15 protein-coding genes and 1 pseudogene are annotated in these 18,660 nt (G+C 59.7%); 10 read left to right on the forward strand and 6 right to left on the reverse strand.

From position 1 onward, the window contains the following. The first annotated feature begins 239 nt into the window (after positions 1-239). The 3 genes from ACN19L_RS19750 to phhA all read left to right on the forward strand — a co-directional run bounded on the left by ACN19L_RS19750 (position 240) and on the right by phhA (position 2,824). A complete protein-coding gene (locus tag ACN19L_RS19750) occupies positions 240-626 on the forward strand; it encodes a hypothetical protein (protein WP_426491177.1) in 387 nt (128 codons plus the stop codon). Positions 627-1,000: 374 nt separating this feature from the next. Beyond that, on the forward strand, positions 1,001-1,750 hold the full coding sequence (locus ACN19L_RS19755; RefSeq protein ID WP_426493604.1) for a phenylalanine 4-monooxygenase: 750 nt from the start codon (positions 1,001-1,003) through the stop codon (positions 1,748-1,750). A gap of 315 nt (positions 1,751-2,065) precedes the next feature. Further along, positions 2,066-2,824, forward strand: a complete 759-nt coding sequence (phhA, locus tag ACN19L_RS19760; protein ID WP_426491178.1) for a phenylalanine 4-monooxygenase — start codon at positions 2,066-2,068, stop codon at positions 2,822-2,824. A 76-nt stretch (positions 2,825-2,900) separates the two neighbouring features. Here phhA and ACN19L_RS19765 read toward each other — a convergent pair whose 3' ends face one another. From ACN19L_RS19765 to ACN19L_RS19780, 4 genes are all read right to left on the reverse strand, one after another. Beyond that, the gene (locus ACN19L_RS19765) at positions 2,901-3,386 is read right to left on the reverse strand and encodes a DUF962 domain-containing protein (RefSeq protein ID WP_426491179.1); all 486 of its coding nucleotides are present in this window, start codon (positions 3,384-3,386) and stop codon (positions 2,901-2,903) included. Between the two features lie 319 nt (positions 3,387-3,705). Next, complete coding sequence (locus tag ACN19L_RS19770; RefSeq protein WP_426491180.1) at positions 3,706-4,569, reverse strand: dienelactone hydrolase family protein; 864 nt, start codon at positions 4,567-4,569, stop codon at positions 3,706-3,708. 112 nt (positions 4,570-4,681) lie between these two features. Beyond that, positions 4,682-5,998 carry an ABC1 kinase family protein gene (locus tag ACN19L_RS19775; protein ID WP_426491181.1) on the reverse strand — a complete coding sequence of 439 codons (1,317 nt, stop codon included), beginning with the start codon at positions 5,996-5,998 and terminating at the stop codon, positions 4,682-4,684. 139 nt (positions 5,999-6,137) lie between these two features. Then, positions 6,138-6,803, reverse strand: coding sequence for a TetR family transcriptional regulator C-terminal domain-containing protein (locus ACN19L_RS19780; protein WP_426491182.1), 666 nt, complete (start codon positions 6,801-6,803; stop codon positions 6,138-6,140). Between the two features lie 214 nt (positions 6,804-7,017). On the opposite strand from ACN19L_RS19780, the gene ACN19L_RS19785 reads away from it, so the two are divergent. Beyond that, complete coding sequence (locus ACN19L_RS19785; protein WP_426491183.1) at positions 7,018-9,087, forward strand: T9SS type A sorting domain-containing protein; 2,070 nt, start codon at positions 7,018-7,020, stop codon at positions 9,085-9,087. A 103-nt stretch (positions 9,088-9,190) separates the two neighbouring features. On the opposite strand, the gene ACN19L_RS19790 is transcribed toward ACN19L_RS19785, so the two are convergent. Continuing rightward, the gene (locus ACN19L_RS19790) at positions 9,191-9,904 is read right to left on the reverse strand and encodes an SDR family NAD(P)-dependent oxidoreductase (RefSeq protein ID WP_426491184.1); all 714 of its coding nucleotides are present in this window, start codon (positions 9,902-9,904) and stop codon (positions 9,191-9,193) included. Positions 9,905-10,065: 161 nt separating this feature from the next. On the opposite strand from ACN19L_RS19790, the gene rhuM reads away from it, so the two are divergent. The 3 genes and pseudogenes from rhuM to ACN19L_RS19805 all read left to right on the forward strand — a co-directional run bounded on the left by rhuM (position 10,066) and on the right by ACN19L_RS19805 (position 15,579). Further along, complete coding sequence (gene rhuM / locus ACN19L_RS19795; protein WP_426491185.1) at positions 10,066-10,980, forward strand: RhuM family protein; 915 nt, start codon at positions 10,066-10,068, stop codon at positions 10,978-10,980. 374 nt (positions 10,981-11,354) lie between these two features. Continuing rightward, positions 11,355-14,803, forward strand: a pseudogene (locus ACN19L_RS19800) (pyruvate carboxylase). 65 nt (positions 14,804-14,868) lie between these two features. Then, positions 14,869-15,579, forward strand: a complete 711-nt coding sequence (locus tag ACN19L_RS19805) for a hypothetical protein (RefSeq protein WP_426491186.1) — start codon at positions 14,869-14,871, stop codon at positions 15,577-15,579. A gap of 117 nt (positions 15,580-15,696) precedes the next feature. On the opposite strand, the gene ACN19L_RS19810 is transcribed toward ACN19L_RS19805, so the two are convergent. Continuing rightward, positions 15,697-16,140, reverse strand: a complete 444-nt coding sequence (locus ACN19L_RS19810; RefSeq protein WP_426491187.1) for an META domain-containing protein — start codon at positions 16,138-16,140, stop codon at positions 15,697-15,699. A 195-nt stretch (positions 16,141-16,335) separates the two neighbouring features. On the opposite strand from ACN19L_RS19810, the gene ACN19L_RS19815 reads away from it, so the two are divergent. The 3 genes from ACN19L_RS19815 (at position 16,336) to ACN19L_RS19825 (ending at position 18,660) form a co-directional block, all read left to right on the forward strand. Continuing rightward, the gene (locus tag ACN19L_RS19815) at positions 16,336-17,169 is read left to right on the forward strand and encodes a M28 family peptidase (protein ID WP_426491188.1); all 834 of its coding nucleotides are present in this window, start codon (positions 16,336-16,338) and stop codon (positions 17,167-17,169) included. A gap of 19 nt (positions 17,170-17,188) precedes the next feature. Further along, positions 17,189-17,578, forward strand: coding sequence for a M28 family peptidase (locus ACN19L_RS19820; protein ID WP_426491189.1), 390 nt, complete (start codon positions 17,189-17,191; stop codon positions 17,576-17,578). Positions 17,579-17,709: 131 nt separating this feature from the next. Next, complete coding sequence (locus ACN19L_RS19825) at positions 17,710-18,660, forward strand: formylglycine-generating enzyme family protein (protein ID WP_426491190.1); 951 nt, start codon at positions 17,710-17,712, stop codon at positions 18,658-18,660.

An 18,660-nucleotide genomic window follows, 5' to 3' on the forward strand; every position in this document is an offset into this window, starting at 1 on the left:
CGGCCGGCCCTGTACCAGCAGCACGTTGTAGAGACGCAATAGTTGGAGTGTCGGCTTTGAACGACCCGGAACCGCGCCAAGCAAACAAATTCAGCAGCGGCGAGACGCGGAGCGTTGCATCCCTACGCCTGCCCAGTGTCAAACTATAAGTTGAGGCGTCCCAGGCTGTAAACTAGGGCGTTTGGCGGCAGCGGGGGCAGTTTCTTTGGGACATCGTTTCACTTCAAGTCCCACTTGTCATGCGTATTTCCCTTGCCCCACGTTCGGCCGCTATTGCCATTTTCGCTTTTCTGCTCCTGCTCGCTACGGCCTGCTGGGCGGGAATCACCTCCAATCTGCTCATTGAGCCGGGTAAGCAGTTTGCGTTGGGCGGCGGCCAGCTGGGTGGCTTCAAAGTAGAGGCCCACAACGTGGGCAAAGTACCCGTCGAGTTTAAGGAGCGGCCCCGGGGCGGCGGTATCTTCGGCAAGACGACGCTGGCGCCCGGCGAGCGGGGTACGCTACGGTTTATGGCCGGCTCCACGGCGCTGCTGCTCAACCCATCAGCCCAGCAGGCTAGAATAGACCTCAAAATTACCGGCGACACCCGACTGAGCATGACTTACGAGCCCAACGGCAAGCCATAACTGAATACCCTGTCTGATAGCTGATTCATAAAGCCTCAGCAGCTAGGTACTGTCAATATGAAGGGGGTGAAGTGTAAAATTAGGCTGTTATTTCAAAAAAGACCCATAAATTATAGGCTGTTTGTTCATGAATGATAGATATTGTTGTCAAGAGGGGTTGAATAATAAGGCTGCTGAAAATTTGTTTATTCCAGAAGTCTTCTATATTTGCATCATCATGCTGACCCTAAACGCGAAACGCTTTATGACCATTAATCGTCCTGTCCAGGACGAGGTCGGGCGCTTTTGCGGGTACGAAAGGTAGAACACAGCATGCTTCTCCTTCTCTGAAATCCACTTAAGAGCCCGACTCCCGCCAGGAGCCGGGCTTTTTTCTGCCCTGTACGCATATGATACAGCAACACTACGACCGGTACACCACGCAGGATCAGCTGGTATGGAAGGTATTGTTTGACCGCCAGACGGCCTTGCTGCATAAGCGGGCCTGCTCGGCATTTGGCCGGGGGCTGGAGGCCGTGGGCTTCCACCGCAATGCCATTCCTAACTTCCAGGAAGTAAGCCAGCGTCTGCAGAAAGCTACTGGCTGGCAGCTGGAACCAGTGCAGGGTATGCTCAATGATGCCGAGTTCTTTGGGTTGCTGGCCCAGCGCAAATTCCCGGCTACCGTCTGGATCCGGAGTATGGCGCAGTTCGATTTCATCGAGGAGCCCGACCTGTTTCACGGCGTGTTTGGCCACGTTCCCTTGCTCATGGACCAGGCCTTCGCCGATTTCCTGCACTTCCTGGGCCAGGTAGCCGCCCAGCACCTCGACGATGCCGTGGCCCTGGCCCGTCTCGAGCGGCTTTACGGCTTCACGGTGCAGTTCGGGCTGGTGGAGGAGCACGGCCAGACGCGCATGTACGGGGCCGGCCTGCTCTCGTCGTCGGGCGAAATCCACCACTGCATCGGTGACGTGTCGCGCCGCTTTCCCTTCGACCTGGCCACCGTGCTGCACACGCCTTACAGCGAGGCGCACCTGCAGGACCAATACTTCGTGCTCACCAGCTGGGACCAGCTCACCGAAAGCGTAGCCGAACTGGCCGCCCTGCTGTCGTCGGGCTGGGAGCTGCAGCCGGTGGAGTAGCCAAGCTGTCATCCTGAGCGAAGGACCTTGTCACATCAGCACGAGTCGTTGCAACGTAATAAGGTCCTTCGCTCCGCTCAGGATGACAGCGTGAAATCCACGTAATTCAAAAACTCTCTTACCTTTGCCGCACATGCTGCTGTTCACGTCCCGCTATTATTACGCTGCTACCTATTACGCTCCCCTTCGGAGCGGAGCGGCCGCGGCGTATGCGAGGACCTGAGACTAGCCCATCATCCTCCCAACGTCTTTTCAAGCCTGCTTCCGCTCTCTGCGGAGGCAGGCTTTTCTTTTTCCACCATTTCCGTTTTCGTTATGCAGTCTGTTTCTGCCGCCCCCGTTGCTCCCGTTGCCCTGCCGCTGCTTACCCAGGTATATGCCGATTACACTGCCGCCGACCAGCACGTGTGGCAACTGCTCTTCGACCGCCAGATGGCCCTGCTGCCCGGCCGCGCCGCCGAGGCGTTTCTGGAAGGCGTGCGGCGCGTGGGCTTCACCCGCGACGCCATCCCCGATTTTCGGGAGGTGAACCCCCGCCTACGGGAGCTGACCGGCTGGGAGCTGGTAGTAGTGCCCGGCATCGTGGACGACGCCGTGTTCTTCCAGCTGTTGGCCGACCGCAAGTTTCCCGCCACCACCTGGCTGCGCACCCTCGAGCAGCTCGACTACCTCGAGGAGCCCGATATGTTCCACGACGTATTCGGCCACGTGCCGCTGCTGACGGATGATGGTTTCGCTGATTTTCTGCAGACGCTGGGTGCGGCGGCCGTGCACCACGGCCAGCGCTGGCCCGGCACGCTGGAGCAGTTCACGCGCCTGTACTGGTTCACGGCCGAGTTCGGCCTGATTCAGCAGCCTGACGGGCTGCGCATTTACGGGGCCGGGCTTTTGTCGTCGCACGGCGAGGTAAAGTTCAGCCTCAGCGACGCGCCCACCCGCCTGCCTTTCACCCTCGACGGCGTGTTGGATACCCCCTTCGAGAAGGATAAATTCCAGGACCTCTACTTCGTACTCACCGACATGCAACAACTCCCCGAAAGCCTGGCCCAGTTGCAGGCACGGCTGCTGGAATAAGCTGCGGTGATAGACAAAGTGAAACGTCATGCAGAGGCGCAGCCGAAGCATGACGCTTCATTTTTTCCATAACCCATCAATACTGCCAGCCCAGCCGGCGGTAGATGAAATGAAGCAGCCACAGCGGGCCGATGAGCAGGAACTGCAGGTCTTTGAGGAAGCTGGGCTTTTTGCCCTCTACCTTATGGCCCCAGAACTGCCCAATCCAGGCCAGCACAAAAATAATCAGACATATGGCCCAGAGTGGTAGGGCCGCCTGAGCTTGCACCACGCGCAGTGTCAGTGCCATCAGCAGCCATACCAGCAGCATGCCCACCGCCAGCCGGGAACTCAGGCGCACATAGTACCCGAGGGCCAGCACCATCACCACCGTGCCCCAGTTCAGCCACGGACTAACGGCACTTACCACCGCCGGCACCGGTACCGACCATAGCAACCCCAGAATGGCGAACATAATCAGCGGCACGCACACCCAATGCACCAGCTTGTTGGTAGGGTTCTGGTGGCTTTCGGCATACTCGTTCAGCAGTTGCTGAACCGGGGAAACGAAGGCGGTAGACATGACGTGTGACTTGTTGGGAGCTATAAGGTAGCAGCTTCCTTCCATTGGGGAAATTCCGGACGACTGTAGAGACGCGATACTTCGCGTCTCGGCGCGTGCTGACGTTATTCAGGTCTGCAAGTCGTTTGGGCAATACATGCCGACGTGTGCTGACGTTGTGCCGGTGGCGCGGTTCTGGCTGTTCTGGCGGGAGACGCGAAGTGTCGCGTCTCTACAGCCGTTTGTGCTACCATAAAAAAAGAGGCAACCCGGACGGGCTGCCTCTTTTCGTTGGTGTGGTCAGTAGCGCAAACTTTGCTGTTTGCGCTACTGCGGAACGCTATTTCACCTTCAGGTTCTTCTTCAGGTAGGCAACCGAGGCGGCGTGGGCGTCGGCGGCGAACTGCTTGTTGTACTTGGGGTTGGAAGGGTTGGCGAAGGCGTGGTCGGCATCGTAGGTTTTCACCGTGAGGCCTTTTTTGGCGGCGGCCATATCCTTGCGGAACTGGTCTACCACTTCCTGGTTGATCCACTTATCCTGCTTGGCGAAGACGAACAGCACGTCGGTGTTCAGCGTCTTGAGCTTGGCTACGTCCTTCTCGGGCATGCCGTAGTAGGCCACGCAGGCTTTGGCTTTGGGACCGGCCAGCAGGGCCGTCTGGATGCTCCAGCCGCCGCCGAAGCACCAGCCGATGCTGCCGATTTTGGCGTTGGGGCCGGCGTAGGCGAGGGCACCGTTGATGATGGCCTGGGCCCGCTCGGTTTTCACGCCCTGCATCAATTTGCCGGCCTGGTCGGCGTCGGTGGCAATCTGGCCGTCGTAGAGGTCGAGGGCCAGCACGTTCACGCCGGGCAGCTCCTGGGCGAAGCGGGCGGCTTCCTGCTTGATGTAGTCGTTGAGGCCCCACCACTCATGAATCACCAGCAGATACTTATCCGACTTGGTTTTGCTTTTGATTTCGAAGGCTTTGCCCATCTGGCCGTCGGTGGTTTTGAACTCAATCATGCCACCCTCGCCGGCGTAGGTGAAGGGCAGCGGAGCATCGTGGCCGCCCGAGAAATCCTCATTGGAAGCCAGCATGGCAAATACCTCGGTGGCAGCCTGGCCGGTGGCGGGTTTGGTGCAGCAGCTCATCGTCGATTGCGCCGAGGCCATCGTTACCGCGCTCAGCAAGGCGGCACACAGGGTCCAGAATCTTTTCATGGAAAAAGGGGAGGTGAGAAAAGAGAAAAGAAGCATCCCGGCATACTCATGTACTTACACGAGTGCCCTGGGATGCTTAAACTCAAGCCCGGTAGTTTGGTTTTAAAAAATCTTATTGCGTTGGGCTGGTGCGGATGGATGCGCCCAACTCGGTGAGGAGGGCATAGAGGCCCACGTAGGTACGGTTGAGGTAAATAAAGTGCTCCGAGCCGCGGGGCTCACGCTGCTGGCGTAGCTCAGGCTGCTGCATCAGGTCGTCGCCGAGGGCATAGAGGCTCTGCATGTAGGCCGGGTCGCCGAAATCGAAGGTGGGCTGGCGGAAGGGGCGGCCTACCAGCTCCAGCGAGGCGCGCATGGTATCTACGTAAAACGCCTGCCGGGCGGGCGTATCCTCGGGACGCACTATACCAGCCTCGGTAAGCAACTGGGTGAGGCGGGCTGAATCCGCTAGGGTCTCGGGGGCCAATAGCGCCGTGAACAGATGATGCACATCGGCCGGCACTTCCTTCACGCAGCCAAAATCCAGCACACCCACGGTGCCGCCGTTGGTATCTGAGAGCAGGAAATTACCGGGGTGCGGGTCGGCGTGCACCTGGCGCAGCTCGTTCAGCTGAAACATATAGAAGCCCCAGAGGGTCTGGCCGAGCTGATTGCGTACTTCTTGGCTGGGGTTGGTGGCCAGAAACTCCTTCAGGTGCCGGCCGGGCAGCCAGTCCATAGTCAGGATGCGGGGGGCCGACAGCTCGGGGTAGTACTGCGGAAACTGCAGGTGCGCGAAGCCGGCGCAGGCCCGGGCAATGTGCTGGCCGCGGCGCAGCTCCAAAGCGTAGTCAGTTTCCTCGAGCAGGCGGGTTTCCACTTCCTGCAGGTAGGGGCGCACGGTGGCTTCGTCGAGGCCCAGTACGCGCAGGGCAATAGGCTTCACCAACCGGATATCGGAGCGGATGCTGTCGGCCACGCCGGGGTACTGCACCTTCACGGCCAACGTCCGACCATCCTTACGCGCGGCGTGCACCTGCCCGATACTGGCCGCCTGCCGCGCCTCGATGTCGAACGCATCGAACACCTCAAACGGCGACTTGCCGAATGCCTCCCGGAACGTCTTCACCACCAGCGGGCCCGAGAGGGGCGGGGTCTGGTACTGGGCCTGGGCAAACTGGTCGGCGTAGGCGGTGGGCAGCAGGTTTTTCTCCATGGCCAGCATCTGGGCCACTTTCAGCACCGAGCCTTTCATCTCGCTAAGTGTGCCGTACAGCTCGGCCGCATTGGCCGCGTGCAGGTCGTCGGTGGGGCTGTCGGCACCCACAGCTCGCTTGGCGTAGTGCTTCACGTAGTTGGCGCCCACGTTGAGGCCGGTTTTGGCGAACCGCGCCGCCCGGGCCACCTTGGTGGTGGGCAGGGAGGTAAGCGACTTGGGAGTATCGTCCATGAGTGGGGTAGTATAAACCGAAAACGGTCATGCTGAGCTTGCCGAAGCATCTCTGCCGCTTCGTTGCCTAGCCACAATAACAAAGCGGTAGAGATGCTTCGGCAAGCTCAGCATGACCGTTCTGCTGTAACTTAAAACCTTACCGCCGCACCAGAAACCGCACGAAATCCACGGCCGAGTCGAGGGAGTTGCGGCCTACCAAATCGAAGCTCAGGGTAACGGCTTTTTCCACGGCGGCGTCGGTGCGCTCAAAGTCCAGGCTGTCGTCTTTGGCGAAGAAGCCGAGCACGAACAGCATCTGTTGCCAGAAGGCGCGCGGGTACTGGTTCTGCACCAGCGGGCGGGTAGCTACTTCCTCGGTGCGGCGGCCGTCGCGCAGGATTTCCGCTACGAAGGCCTCAAACTCCTGGCGGAAATCGTCGAGCACGCGGGGCGAGAGGCCGGGCATGCGGTGCAGCGAGCGGCGCAGGCTTTGCAGGGCGTAGCTGCGGTTGCGTTTCAGAATTTCGAGCAGGGTATAGTAGAAGCCCAGCAGCTTTTCGCGGCTGCCGTACTGCTCCCAAACCGGCTCGGCTGCGGCAGTGGTGCGGGCTTCCCGGCCAAAATCGGCCCAGATTTCCCGGTCGATGACCTCGAAGGTGGCGTAGTAGCGGTAGAATTCCTGCTCGGCAATTCCCAGCTTTTGTGTCAGCTTAAACACCGAAATAGGTGGCGTGCCTTTGCGCAGCACATAGTCGAGGTAGGCCTGCTTGATGCGGGCTTTGGGCGAAGCTGCCGTCTCAGCGGCGGTGGATTGCTGTTCCATAGCAGTATAACCCGGATATCCGGCATTAAGTTGTATAACCTAGCCGCTAACGTTGCTGATGAAAGCAGGTAAATAAGATGTCCGACTATAAAAAAATAATGCAAAATTTCGTGGGTTAACTAACTAGTCGGCAACTTGGCCGGCCTGTTACAAGTAGCCTGACTCGAATACTCACTCTTAATTTATTATGAAGACATATCTACACCGAATAGCTGTGCTACAGCTGGCTCTCATTGCGTTGTGCAGTGCCGAAACAGCCAGCGCGCAAAGTTTGCAGAAGGTGACCAGCGTTACCACCAGTGGCGGGCCCACCGGTCTGGATAGCAAAGCCAACTATCTGTATCTAGCCAATTTCGGCTCAAGTAGCCTCGAAACGCTGGACATTACGAACCCGGAGTCGCCGGTGTCCAAAAGCACAGTTTCTACCACCGCTTTTAACCGGATTCGTCAGGTAACCGTTGGTGGTGACAGGCTGTACGGTACCCATTTCGGAACGGGTTCCAGCAGTAGCAGTCAACTCACTGGGTTCAGCCTGCAGAATCCCGCTACGCCAGGTGCTCCGGCGGGTACCACCATTACCGGCAATCCGCTGAATGTGGGGGCCAGCGCCACGGTGGTGTGCATCACCACCAGCACCACCAGTACGCCACCCGTTACGTACTTCCAGCCGTTTTCCCCCGATCTGACTCCCGGCGCAAAAGTTACGCTCGATGCTTATCAAATCAGCAAACCCGCCGTGAATGGAAACATTGCGTACGTGCGGGACGGAAGCGTGCTGAAAGTGTTTGACGTAAGCAACCCGCAGCAACCCATCCTTCGCCAGTCAACTACCGGGTACATCCAAGCCATCAATGGCAACAAAGGATATGGGGTATTGAACGGAGTTCTGCAGGTGTATGACCTGAGCACGCCCGAAATTCCGGTTGCGCAGGGCTCGGTAGCCATTCCCAGCGGTACTACCCTCAGCGACATTGCCGTGAGTGGCACGATGGTATACGGCTATTTTGCCGCCAGCGGCGGCGCGTCTAGTTTCACCCTGCAGGCCTTTGATGTAAGTAACCCGGCATCTCCCACGGTAAAAGGAACCCTAACCGGTACGGGTACCGCCTATGACATTGCCGGGGTAGGCAATTACGCCTACGTGCTGACGGATGGTTCCGCCCTGCAGATTTTTCGCTACCAGAATGTTGCTGCCGCTACCGTTGCTTCGGTAGCCCCGGCCAGCGGTAGCCCAGGCACCACCGTTACCATTACGGGGAGCGAGTTTACGGGCGCTACGGCTGTAAAATTCAATGGTAAGGATGCGGCTTCATTTACCGTTATATCATCCAACTCCATTACTGCGGTGGTACCGGCCGGCGCTACTACCGGCCCGGTTACTGTTACCACGCCCAGTGGTACCGCCTCATCGTCGGGTAGTTTTGTGGTAACAGTAGCCGCCATCAGCAACAATACCATTGCCGGCCCTTCGCCCGATGCCTTCTGCGGTAGCGGCGACCCTGGGGTAATAACCGGGCAGGTCCCCGCCGGCGGCGACGGTACCTACACCTACCAGTGGCAATCTTCCTCTGATAATACTGCCTTCGCAAACCTTGCCGGGGCAACCGCTGCCAGCTACGACCCGCCAACCCTCAGCCAGACTATCTACTACCGGCGCACGGTAAGCTCGGGTGGGCAGACTTCCACCAGTAACACGATAACGGTAGCAGTGCAGCCCGTACTGGCAGGAAACTCGCTGACGGCACCTCAGCCGGCCGTGTTTACCGGCCCCGCTGATCCAGGCGTTATTTCTGGAAGCCAGCCCACTGGTGGCAACAACCAATACAGCTACCAGTGGCAAAGCTCGGCTGATAACAGCACGTTCATTTCCATTGCGGGAGCCGTGAGCCAAAGCTACGACCCGCCTTTGCTGAGCCAGACGACTTACTTCCGCCGTTTGGTGGTATCGGGGGCCTGTCAGGCATTCAATATCAGCAATACCATTACAGTGACTATTCAAACGGTTACCACAAGTGCCTCAGCAGCTTTGGCTGGGCAGGTAGAGCTGGTGCCGAACCCCGCCCGCGAAAATGTGCACGTATCAATGCCCTTAATAGGAGCCGGCGGCGTTATTCGGTGTGACATTGTGAACGGGCTGGGCCAAGTGGTACAGCAACGCACGCTCACGATGAGCAGCACCGGCCTCAAAACCACGCTGGACATGCATCGGCTGCCGGCTGGATTGTACTTCGTGCAGCTCCGCGGTAACGGCCTCTACGTGAACAAGCGGCTGCAGATTGAGTAGCAGGTTTCCCGGATAACTGTAAAAGGCCTCGTCTACTCTTAAGCGAGCAGAGACGAGGCCTTTTACAGTTATCCGGGAAACCTGCTACTCAATCTGCTACGCCCTACTTCAACCGGCCCATGCCGCCATCCACGGGCAGCACCTGGCCGGTGATAAAGGAGCCGTGGTCGGAGAGGAGGAAGGAGGCCATGTAGGCCAGGTCCTCGGGCTCACCAATGCGCTGCAGCGGGTGGCGCTTGGCGCTGGCTTCGGCTTTTTCGGGGGTATTGAGTAAAGCGGCGGCCAGGGGCGTGTTGGTGAGCGACGGAGCCACGGCATTTACCCGCACGCCACTGGCGGCGTACTCGGCGGCCAGGGCGCGGGTGAGGCCTTCCACGGCGGCCTTGGAAGTAGCAATGCTGGCGTGGAAGGCCATGCCCGTATCGGCGGCCACGGTGCTGAACAGCACCACAGAGGCCCCGCCGGCCTTCTTCAGCCGCTTCATGCTGGCCTGCAGCACCTGCACAGCACCCAGCACGTTCAACTCAAAATCCCCGCGGAAATCCTCCACCGGAATCCGCTCGAAGGGCCGCAGCTTGATGTTGCCGGGGCAGTACACCACGCCGTGCAGCACCTCGGGCAGGGCATCCAGCGCCGTGCCGAAGGGGTGCGTCACGTCGAGGGGCAGAAAGGTGGTGCTGAGTTCGGCCAGCTCGGCCGACTGGTGGCGGGAGGCGGTGTACAGGCTAGCGCCCAGGCCGTGCAGCAGCCGGGCCGTGGCCAGGCCAATGCCCGAGGAAGCGCCCACGATAAGGATGTTCTTGCCGGAGAATTGCATGCGGATAAAGTCAGAGGTAGGGAAGTGGGTTCAGAACTGAACCGTGGCAGGAAAGTTTTGGACGCTGGCTTTCGTAGCCGTGGTGGCCTCCGGCTTGGCTTCCCGGCGCTGATTCTGCATATTGCTGAGTTGCTGCCTGTTTTACTTTTTATCCTCTGCTTATGGAGTCCACTCCGGATATCCTTCTCTATCAATCGGCCGACGGCCACGCCCGGCTGGAAGTGCACCTGCAGAACGAAACCGTCTGGCTCACCCAGGCTCAGATGGTGACGCTCTTTGGCCGGGACCAAAGTGTGATTAGCAGACACTTGCGGGCTGTTTTTAACTCCGGCGAACTGGACGAAGAAAGCAATATGCAAAAAATGCATATTGCTTTTTCCGACAAGCCCGTGACCTACTACAACCTTGACGTTATCATCTCCGTCGGGTACCGGGTGAACTCCCGGCAGGGCACGCAGTTCCGGCAGTGGGCCACGCAGGTGCTGCGGCAGTACCTGGTGCAGGGTTTCGTGCTGAACGAGGAGCGGCTGCGCGAAAACGCCCGCCAGCTCACCGAACTCAAGCGGCTGCTGCGGCTGCAGGGCGAGCTGCTGGAAAACCAGGAGCTGACGCCCGCCCAAACTACGGCCCTGCTGCGGGTGCTCAGCGACTACGCCCGCGCCCTCGACGTGCTCGACCAGTACGACCACCAGCGCCTGCGCATCACGGCCACCTCGCCCGATACACCCTTCGAGCTCACCTACGAAGCCGCCCTACAGGCCGTGGATGGCCTGCGCCAGCAGTTCGGGGGGAGCGTGCTGTTCGGGCGGGAGAAGGATGAGTCGTTCCAGAGCTCGGTGCGCACGATTTACCAGAGTTTTGACGGCGTAGAGCTGTACCCCAGCGCGGAGGAAAAAGCGGCCCACCTGCTCTACTTCGTGGTGAAAAACCATTCCTTTTCCGATGGCAATAAGCGCATTGCAGCCTTTAGCTTCGCTGACCTCCGGTTCTGTTCGTGTGGTTCATGGATAAGAATCACTGCCTCTACAAACCCGACGGCTCTCGCCGCCTCGCCGATAATGCCCTGGTGGCCCTGACCCTGCTCATTGCAGAAAGAAAACCGGAGGACAAGGACGTAATGGTGAAGTTGGTGGTCAACCTCATCAACCAGGAGAACTGAGTGTAGAGACGCAATATTTTGCGTCTCCCCGTCGAACAGCTCTGCCTGGACTTCCCTTCGTGCGACGTCGTTACGCCTTTCGACAGGAAAGCCCAATCCGCTCTTAATAAGCAACATCAGCAACGACGAGACGCAAGATGTTGCGTCTCTACAACCTCCCGGAATCTACCCATCCCAAATAGTCTGCTTCTGCGAAAAATAAACTTTCAGCAAAAATTCGCTAACGAATCCCGCCCCGTTGCGTAGCTTGCACCGCTTCCCTGTTCCACCTTTCACCTTCTCCTGAAACCGATGAACATCCGCAAACTGCTGGTCGCCAACCGGGGCGAAATTGCCATTCGCGTGCTGCGCGCCGCCACCGAGCTGGGCATCCAGACCGTTGCCATCTACACCTACGAGGACCGCTACTCCCTGCACCGCTACAAGGCCGACGAGGCCTACCAGGTGGGCCGCGACGATGAGCCGCTCAAGCCCTACCTTGATATTGAGGCCATCCTGCGCGTGGCCAGGGAGAACGGGGCCGACGCCATTCACCCCGGCTACGGCTTCCTGAGCGAAAACGCCACCCTGGCCCGGCGCTGCCGCGAGGAGGGCATCATCTTCGTGGGCCCGCGGCCGGAAGTGATGGAAGCCCTGGGCGACAAGGTGGCCGCCAAGCGGGTAGCCGTGGAGTGCCAGGTGCCCATCATCGAAAGCAGCGAGCAGGACCTGACCGACCTCGACGTGGCGCTGGCGGAAGCCCACCGCATTGGCTACCCCGTGATGCTGAAAGCGGCCAGCGGGGGCGGGGGCCGGGGCATGCGCGTAATCCGCGACGATGAGCAGCTGGAAAAAGGCTTCTTCGAGGCCCGTAACGAGGCCCTGAAAGCCTTCGGCGACGATACCGTGTTCCTGGAGAAGTTTGTGGAGCGGCCCAAGCACATTGAGGTGCAGCTGGTGGCCGACAACTTCGGCGGCCTCACGCACCTGTACGAGCGCGACTGCTCGGTGCAGCGCCGCTACCAGAAAGTGGTGGAAGTGGCCCCGTCCCTGCACCTGCCCGACCACCTGCGCCACCTGCTGTACGAGTACGCGCTGCGCCTGGGCCGGGCCGTGAACTACAACAACGTGGGCACCGTGGAATTCCTGGTGAACCCCGAGCAGGACCGCATCTACTTCATCGAGGTGAACCCGCGCATTCAGGTGGAGCACACCGTGACGGAGATGATAACCGGCGTGGACCTCATCAAAACCCAGCTGCATATTGCCGACGGCCGCCGCCTCACCGACGCCGAAATTGGGCTGGGGCCGGATAGTACGCCCTTGAAGATGGGCTACGCCATCCAGTGCCGCATTACCACCGAGGACCCCGAGCAGGATTTCAAGCCCGATTACGGCACCATTACGGCCTACCGCTCGGCGGGCGGCTTCGGTATCCGCCTCGACCAGGGCTCGGTGTACCAGGGCGTGAAAGTGTCGCCGTTCTTTGACTCGTTGCTGGTGAAGGTGTCGGCCCACGCGCCCACGCTGGAAGGCGCGGCCCAGAAGATGGCCCGCTCCCTCGACGAGTTCCGGGTGCGGGGGGTAAGCACCAACATCCAGTTTCTGCAGAATATCATTGCCCACCCTGTATTCATGGCGGGGGAGGCCAACGTAGACTTCATCAAAGACCACCAGGAACTGTTCAAGTTCAAACCCCGCCAGGACCGGGCCACCAAGGTGCTCAGCTTCCTCGGCGACGTGATTGTGAACGGCAACCCCGACGTGCGCGGCCTCGTGGACCCCAAGCGCGACCTGCGCAAGCCCCGCCTGCCGCACTACGACCCCGCCGCCCCGCTGCAGCCCGGCACCAAGGACAAGCTCACCGAGCTGGGCCCCGACGAGTTTGCCAAGTGGCTGCGGGCCGAGCGCCAGATTCACTACACCGATACCACCCTGCGCGACGCCCACCAGAGCCTGCTGGCCACTCGCATGCGCACCTTCGATATGCTGAAGGTGGCCGAGCGCTACGCCCGCCAGCACCCGCAAACCTTCTCGCTGGAGTGCTGGGGCGGGGCTACGTTTGATGTGGCCCTGCGCTTCCTGCACGAAGACCCCTGGGAGCGGCTGGCCAAGCTGCGCGCCGCCGTGCCCAACATCCTGCTCCAGATGCTCATCCGCGGGGCCAACGGCGTGGGCTACAAAGCCTACCCCGACAACCTGACGGAGCGGTTTGTGGAGCAGGCCGCCGAAACCGGCATCGACGTGTTCCGCATCTTCGACTCCCTGAACTGGATGAAGGGGATGGAGGCCTGCATCGGGTTCGTGCGCAACCGCACCGACCGGCTGGCCGAAGCCTGCATCTGCTACACCGGCGACATTCTGGACCCCCGGCGCAACCAGAAGTACAACCTCGACTACTACCTGCGCCTGGCCCGGCAGATTGAGGACGCCGGGGCCCACATCCTGTGCATCAAGGACATGGCCGGGCTGCTGAAACCCTATGCCGCCACCGAGCTGATTACGGCCCTGCGCGACACCGTGAGCCTGCCCATCCACCTGCACACCCACGACACCAGCTCCTGCAGCCCGCCACCTACCTGAAGGCCGTGGAAGCCGGCGTAGATGTGATTGACGTGGCTCTGGGCGCGCTGTCGGGCCTTACCTCGCAGCCCAACTTCAACGCCGTGGTGGAGATGCTGCGCGGCCAGGAGCGCCACCGGGAGTTCGACCAGGAGTCGCTCAATGAGTTCAGCAACTACTGGGAAACCGTGCGCGAGTATTACTACCCCTTCGAGTCGGGGCTGAAGGCGGGCACCTCGGAGGTGTTCCAGCACGAAATTCCGGGCGGGCAGTACTCCAACCTGCGGCCCCAGGCGGCTTCGCTGGGCTTGCTGGACAAGTTCGAAACCGTGAAAACCACCTTTGCAGAAGTGAACCAGCTGTTTGGGGATATCGTGAAGGTGACGCCCTCCTCGAAAGTAGTCGGCGACATGGCCCTGTTCCTGGTCAGCAACAACCTCACCACCCGCGACGTGCTGGAAAAAGGCCACACGCTCAACTTCCCTGAGTCGGTGCGCGACCTGTTCCGCGGCGACATCGGGCAGCCCGAGGGCGGCTGGCCCCACGAGGTGCAGCAGGTGATTCTCAAAGACGAGCAGCCCTTCACCGACCGCCCCAACGAGCACCTGGCCCCCATTGATTTCGGGGCCGAGGAAGCCCGGTTTGCCGAGAAATTCGGCCGCCGTGGGAAGTTCACCGATGTGCTGTCGTGGCTGTTGTACCCGAAGGTATTCGAGCAGTACTGGCAGCACCGCGAGGAGTACGGCGACGTGGCCGTAGTACCCACGCGGGTGTTCTACTACGGCCTGCAGCCCGGCGAGGAAACCATCATCGACATTGCCCGGGGCAAAAGCATTATTGTGGGCCTGCAAAGCATCGGGCCGGTAAATGAGGACGGCTGCCGCACCATCTTCTTCACCCTCAACGGCCAGACGCGCAACCTCGAAATCCGGGACACCTCGGTGGAAGTGAAGCGCGTGCAGAACCCCAAGGCCGACAAAGGCAACCCCCGCCAGCTGGGCGCGCCGCTGCAGGGCCTGCTGAGCCGGGTGCTGGTAGAGAGCGGTCAGCCCGTGCGCAAAAACGAACCCCTGTTCATCATCGAGGCTATGAAAATGGAAACCACCATCACTGCCCCCGCCGATACCACCGTGCAGGTCGTGAGCCTCTCCGAAGGCAGCCTGGTAAACGCCGATGATCTGGTGCTGACGCTGGGGTAAGGACTGCAGATAGTCGGCAAAACCGGTATATTAGACTAATAATAGCCCTTTTACTTGATCTTTCTATGATTCTTCGGATTTCTCTGGCCCTAGCGGCCGCTCTATTGACTACCAGCGCGTGGGCACAACAAGGGTCAATAAGTCAGGCAGGTACGGCTGCTCAGGCTAATGTGGATGCCTTGGTGAATGGAGCCGCTGCGGTGCTGCCCCGGGGCGAAGCCTACGGCACCATCGGCACCCCGTACGCCGACAACCGCTGGCTGCCCGGACATCTGCACATGACCACTGGCGTTCCACTGGCGCCCATTCCGCTGAAGTACGATGTGCTGAACCGGCGGCTGCTGATGATGCCCCTCAACCGTAAAGACTCGCTGCTGCTGGATGACCGACGGGTGACGAGTTTTGAGCTGGATGTGCCAGCTGGGCTGCAGCCCGCGCACCAGCGCGTTTTTCGCCGTTTTCTGGAAGCCCCGGAGCCCAGCCAGCGCACTGAGTACGTAGAGGTACTACACGCCGGAAACTACACCCTGCTCAAACGCTTCGGGAAAAAGCTCATTAAAGCCGATTACCAGGGAGCGTATAGCAGCGGGGAGCGGTACGACAAGATTGACGATAAAGTGACCTATTACCTGCTGCGCCCCGATAAGAAGCTGGAGCCGGTGAAGCTGAACCTGAAAGAACTGCAGGCCGCCGCCCCCGAGCTGAAACTGAAAGGTGCCCCGGGGCCAGCCAGGCCAAATCGGAAGCCGAATGGGCGGCGTGCTAGCCGCCGTTGATACAAAAGCGGCTAATACAAAATAGGAGAACAGGAGTAGGCTACCAGTACAACCCACGTCCGGCCTTGGCTACCTTCATTCAGGGTAGCCGGGGCCGGACGTAGGTTTTACCGGATTTTAGCGGCCCTGGTGTAGCTCGGCCAGCGGGCCAGCGGCAGGCTCCCCGTACAGCCGCAGCGTATCCCGGCTGATTTGGTACGTGCGCGTGTTGGTAAGCGCATTGGTGAAGCCAGTCTCAACAGCCAGGTCCGGACAGGCCATGCGCGTCGATAGCAATGCGCCGAACCGGAGCTGCTGTGCGGCGGGCAGTTCCACCGACGCTCTGAACCGGTTGCAGGAGGCCTGACCTTCCGCCTGCAGCTGCTCCGGGCTGATTTGCAGGTACAGCTCCTTGGGCGAGGTCACCTGCAGTGGCTGCCCGGCCAGCGCGTGCAATACCCAGCGCGTGCCGCGCAGCTCGGTGGCCGGGGCCGCCTCGGTGGCGGTAGTATTGTCAGTGGTGGGAGCGGTAGTCTGGCAGGCGGCCATCGGAAGAAGCAACAACAGGCTGTAACGAAGCATAGGAAGAAGAGACAAGCGGACGGATGAAAGGCGCAAAACCTAAATTTTTTGCGGCCAACAAATTGTACCCCGTAAAGAACAAAATGGTTATTTTGCGGTATGCGAAAATCCCCCCCGTTCGTTCTCTTCCTCGCGCTGTTTGCTACTCAGGTCTTTGCCCAAAAAAAGTCCGCACCTGTTCCCGCAAGTCCTGGTGTGCCCCAGGCAACCGTTGAGCGCATCATCCGTACCCTGGCTGCCGACGATATGCAGGGCCGCGCTACCGGCAAGCCCGGCAGCGTAAAAGCCGCCGAGTTTCTGGCCGCTGAATTTCAGCGTATCGGCCTCACACCGCTACCTGGTCTGCAAAATTTCATGCAGACGTTTCCGGCCTACGAAACCCGCACAGCCGCCGCTTTCGTCACTATCAACGGTGCCAAAGTAGCCCCCGACAAGATGCTGCTGATTTCGGGTCAGCCCCACCTCAACTGGACGGAAGCCGACGAACCGGCCCCGCGGGTTGTTACCGTGGGCCCACAGGATAACCTGATGCAGCAAATCCGCCCGCTGCTGGACCCCAGGGAGAACACCATTGTATTCATTGACCCCGTGCAGGCGGCGGCCTTCAACCGCGTGGTCGGCTACGTAAAGCGTGGCGGCCTGCGGCCCGAAAAACCCGCTCCGTTTACCACGCTGCTCATTCTGGCTCCGCCGGCCGCTACACCGCTGAAGTTTCAGGTGGCCGCCACCACCACCATCCGAACCGTGGAGCTGCGCAACGTGGTGGGCGTGTTGCCCGGTAAGGATGCCGCCCGCGCCACCGAGCAGGTAGTGTTCAGCGGCCACTACGACCACCTGGGCTTCCTGCCCGCCGTGGCCGGCGACTCCATTGCCAACGGGGCCGACGACGACGCCAGCGGCACCACCGCCGTGGTGGCCCTGGCCGAGTACTTCAAGAAGAAAACGACAACGCCCGCCCGCTGGTGTTTGTGGCCTTCACGGCCGAGGAAATCGGGGCTTTGGCGCGCGCCATTTCTCCAAGCAGCTTGACCCGAAGAACGTGGTGGCCATGTTCAACATCGAAATGATTGGCAAGCAGGCCAAGTTCGGCCCCAACACGGCCTTTATCACCGGCTTTGATCGGTCCGACTTCGGCAAAATGCTGCAGGATAACGCCAAGGGCACGGTGTTCCGCTTCGAGCCCGACCCGTACCCCGAGCAAAACCTGTTCTACCGCTCCGACAACGCCACATTGGCCCGCCTGGGCGTCCCGGCCCACACCATCAGCACCGACCAGATTCCAACCGATAAGAAGTACCACTCGGTGGACGACGAGGTGGAAAGCCTGGACCTAGCCAACATGACGGCCGTTATTACGGCCATCGGCCGCGCCGCCAGCGGCATCATCAGCGGCCAGCAGACGCCCACCCGCATTGCGCCGGAAACGGTGAAGCAGTAGCGCGGCTACAACGGGCCTTAGCGCTCAAAAACGGGGAGAAGAGTCCAGTGCACCGGACTTTTCTCCCCGTTAGATTTGCTACTCTATAGACGGTTATAGATTGTGTGCTTGTTCTTATCCGAAGTATGTCCATGCGTAGTTTGTCAGTAGTACTATTATGCTTGCTGTATTGTACTTGGGCGGAGGCCCAGTATAAAGCAAGGGCATTGCCTGAACCTCCAGGGTGTGTGCAAGTATCAGATAGCCTATATATGGATGAAGCAGAGGTAGTTAACATTCATTGGCTTGAGTATATACATCACATCCGGCAGGACTCCTCAAATGCTTTCTATAGAAGTCAAATTCCTGATTCTACTGTGTGGAATACAACTGTCAGAGGAACTGATGGTCACGTATCAGACCCATTTACAGCTTACTATTTCAGGTACCCAGGCTTTCGGTACTACCCATTAGCAGGCGTGAGTTACGAGCAGGCCGTAGCGTATTGCCGTTGGCGGAGCAACATGGTCAACGCCGGCTATTTCCAGTCAGCGGAGTTCCAGCGGAAGCACCCGGAGTTGCGCAATTTTACTGTATTGGCCGAATATCGCCTGCCCACGGAAGCCGAATGGGAGCAGGCTGCGGCTGGTGGCTTGCCAATCGGTATTGAACCGTTACAGCTGGTGCCACCGTCTTCCAAATCCCGCTTCAAACCGCTGCAACTGCGCAAGGAAAAGGCCTTGGATTCCTGCCTGACTGCTCTGGTTTTACCCAAGGGTAAGGCTGTATTTCGGCTTCCCTACACGTTGCTGGAAAACTTCATTTCAGAGGAGAATGGCCAGCCATTCTTCTGTGCCGCGTATCGGCAGTTTTTCACGGAATACATCTACAATCATCCGCCAACTGCAAACAAACTGTACAACGTTATTGGCAACGTGGCTGAGCTAACGGCGGTCAAAGGAGTAGCAAAAGGCGGCTCGTTTCGGTCGTCGGTGCGGCAGATTACGGTGCGTTCCCGGCAGTTGTATCAAGGTCCGCAATGCTGGCTAGGGTTTCGGTGCGTAGCTACGGTGCGGCTGGTGCCCAAAACTGCCGCACGGTAG

It is taken from the genome of Hymenobacter sp. 102 (assembly GCF_049949205.1).
Classification (GTDB): domain Bacteria; phylum Bacteroidota; class Bacteroidia; order Cytophagales; family Hymenobacteraceae; genus Hymenobacter.

Coding starts and splice junctions, on each gene's coding strand:
- ACN19L_RS19820 (WP_426491189.1), top strand. CDS start 17,189: ATGTTCAACATCGAAATGATTGGCAAGCAGGCCAAGTTCGGCCCCAAC.
- rhuM (WP_426491185.1), top strand. CDS start 10,066: ATGGAGTCCACTCCGGATATCCTTCTCTATCAATCGGCCGACGGCCAC.
- ACN19L_RS19750 (WP_426491177.1), top strand. CDS start 240: ATGCGTATTTCCCTTGCCCCACGTTCGGCCGCTATTGCCATTTTCGCT.
- ACN19L_RS19810 (WP_426491187.1), bottom strand. CDS start 16,140: ATGCTTCGTTACAGCCTGTTGTTGCTTCTTCCGATGGCCGCCTGCCAG.
- ACN19L_RS19775 (WP_426491181.1), bottom strand. CDS start 5,998: ATGGACGATACTCCCAAGTCGCTTACCTCCCTGCCCACCACCAAGGTG.
- ACN19L_RS19770 (WP_426491180.1), bottom strand. CDS start 4,569: ATGAAAAGATTCTGGACCCTGTGTGCCGCCTTGCTGAGCGCGGTAACG.
- ACN19L_RS19765 (WP_426491179.1), bottom strand. CDS start 3,386: ATGTCTACCGCCTTCGTTTCCCCGGTTCAGCAACTGCTGAACGAGTAT.
- ACN19L_RS19825 (WP_426491190.1), top strand. CDS start 17,710: ATGCGTAGTTTGTCAGTAGTACTATTATGCTTGCTGTATTGTACTTGG.
- phhA (WP_426491178.1), top strand. CDS start 2,066: ATGCAGTCTGTTTCTGCCGCCCCCGTTGCTCCCGTTGCCCTGCCGCTG.
- ACN19L_RS19780 (WP_426491182.1), bottom strand. CDS start 6,803: ATGGAACAGCAATCCACCGCCGCTGAGACGGCAGCTTCGCCCAAAGCC.
- ACN19L_RS19805 (WP_426491186.1), top strand. CDS start 14,869: ATGATTCTTCGGATTTCTCTGGCCCTAGCGGCCGCTCTATTGACTACC.
- ACN19L_RS19790 (WP_426491184.1), bottom strand. CDS start 9,904: ATGCAATTCTCCGGCAAGAACATCCTTATCGTGGGCGCTTCCTCGGGC.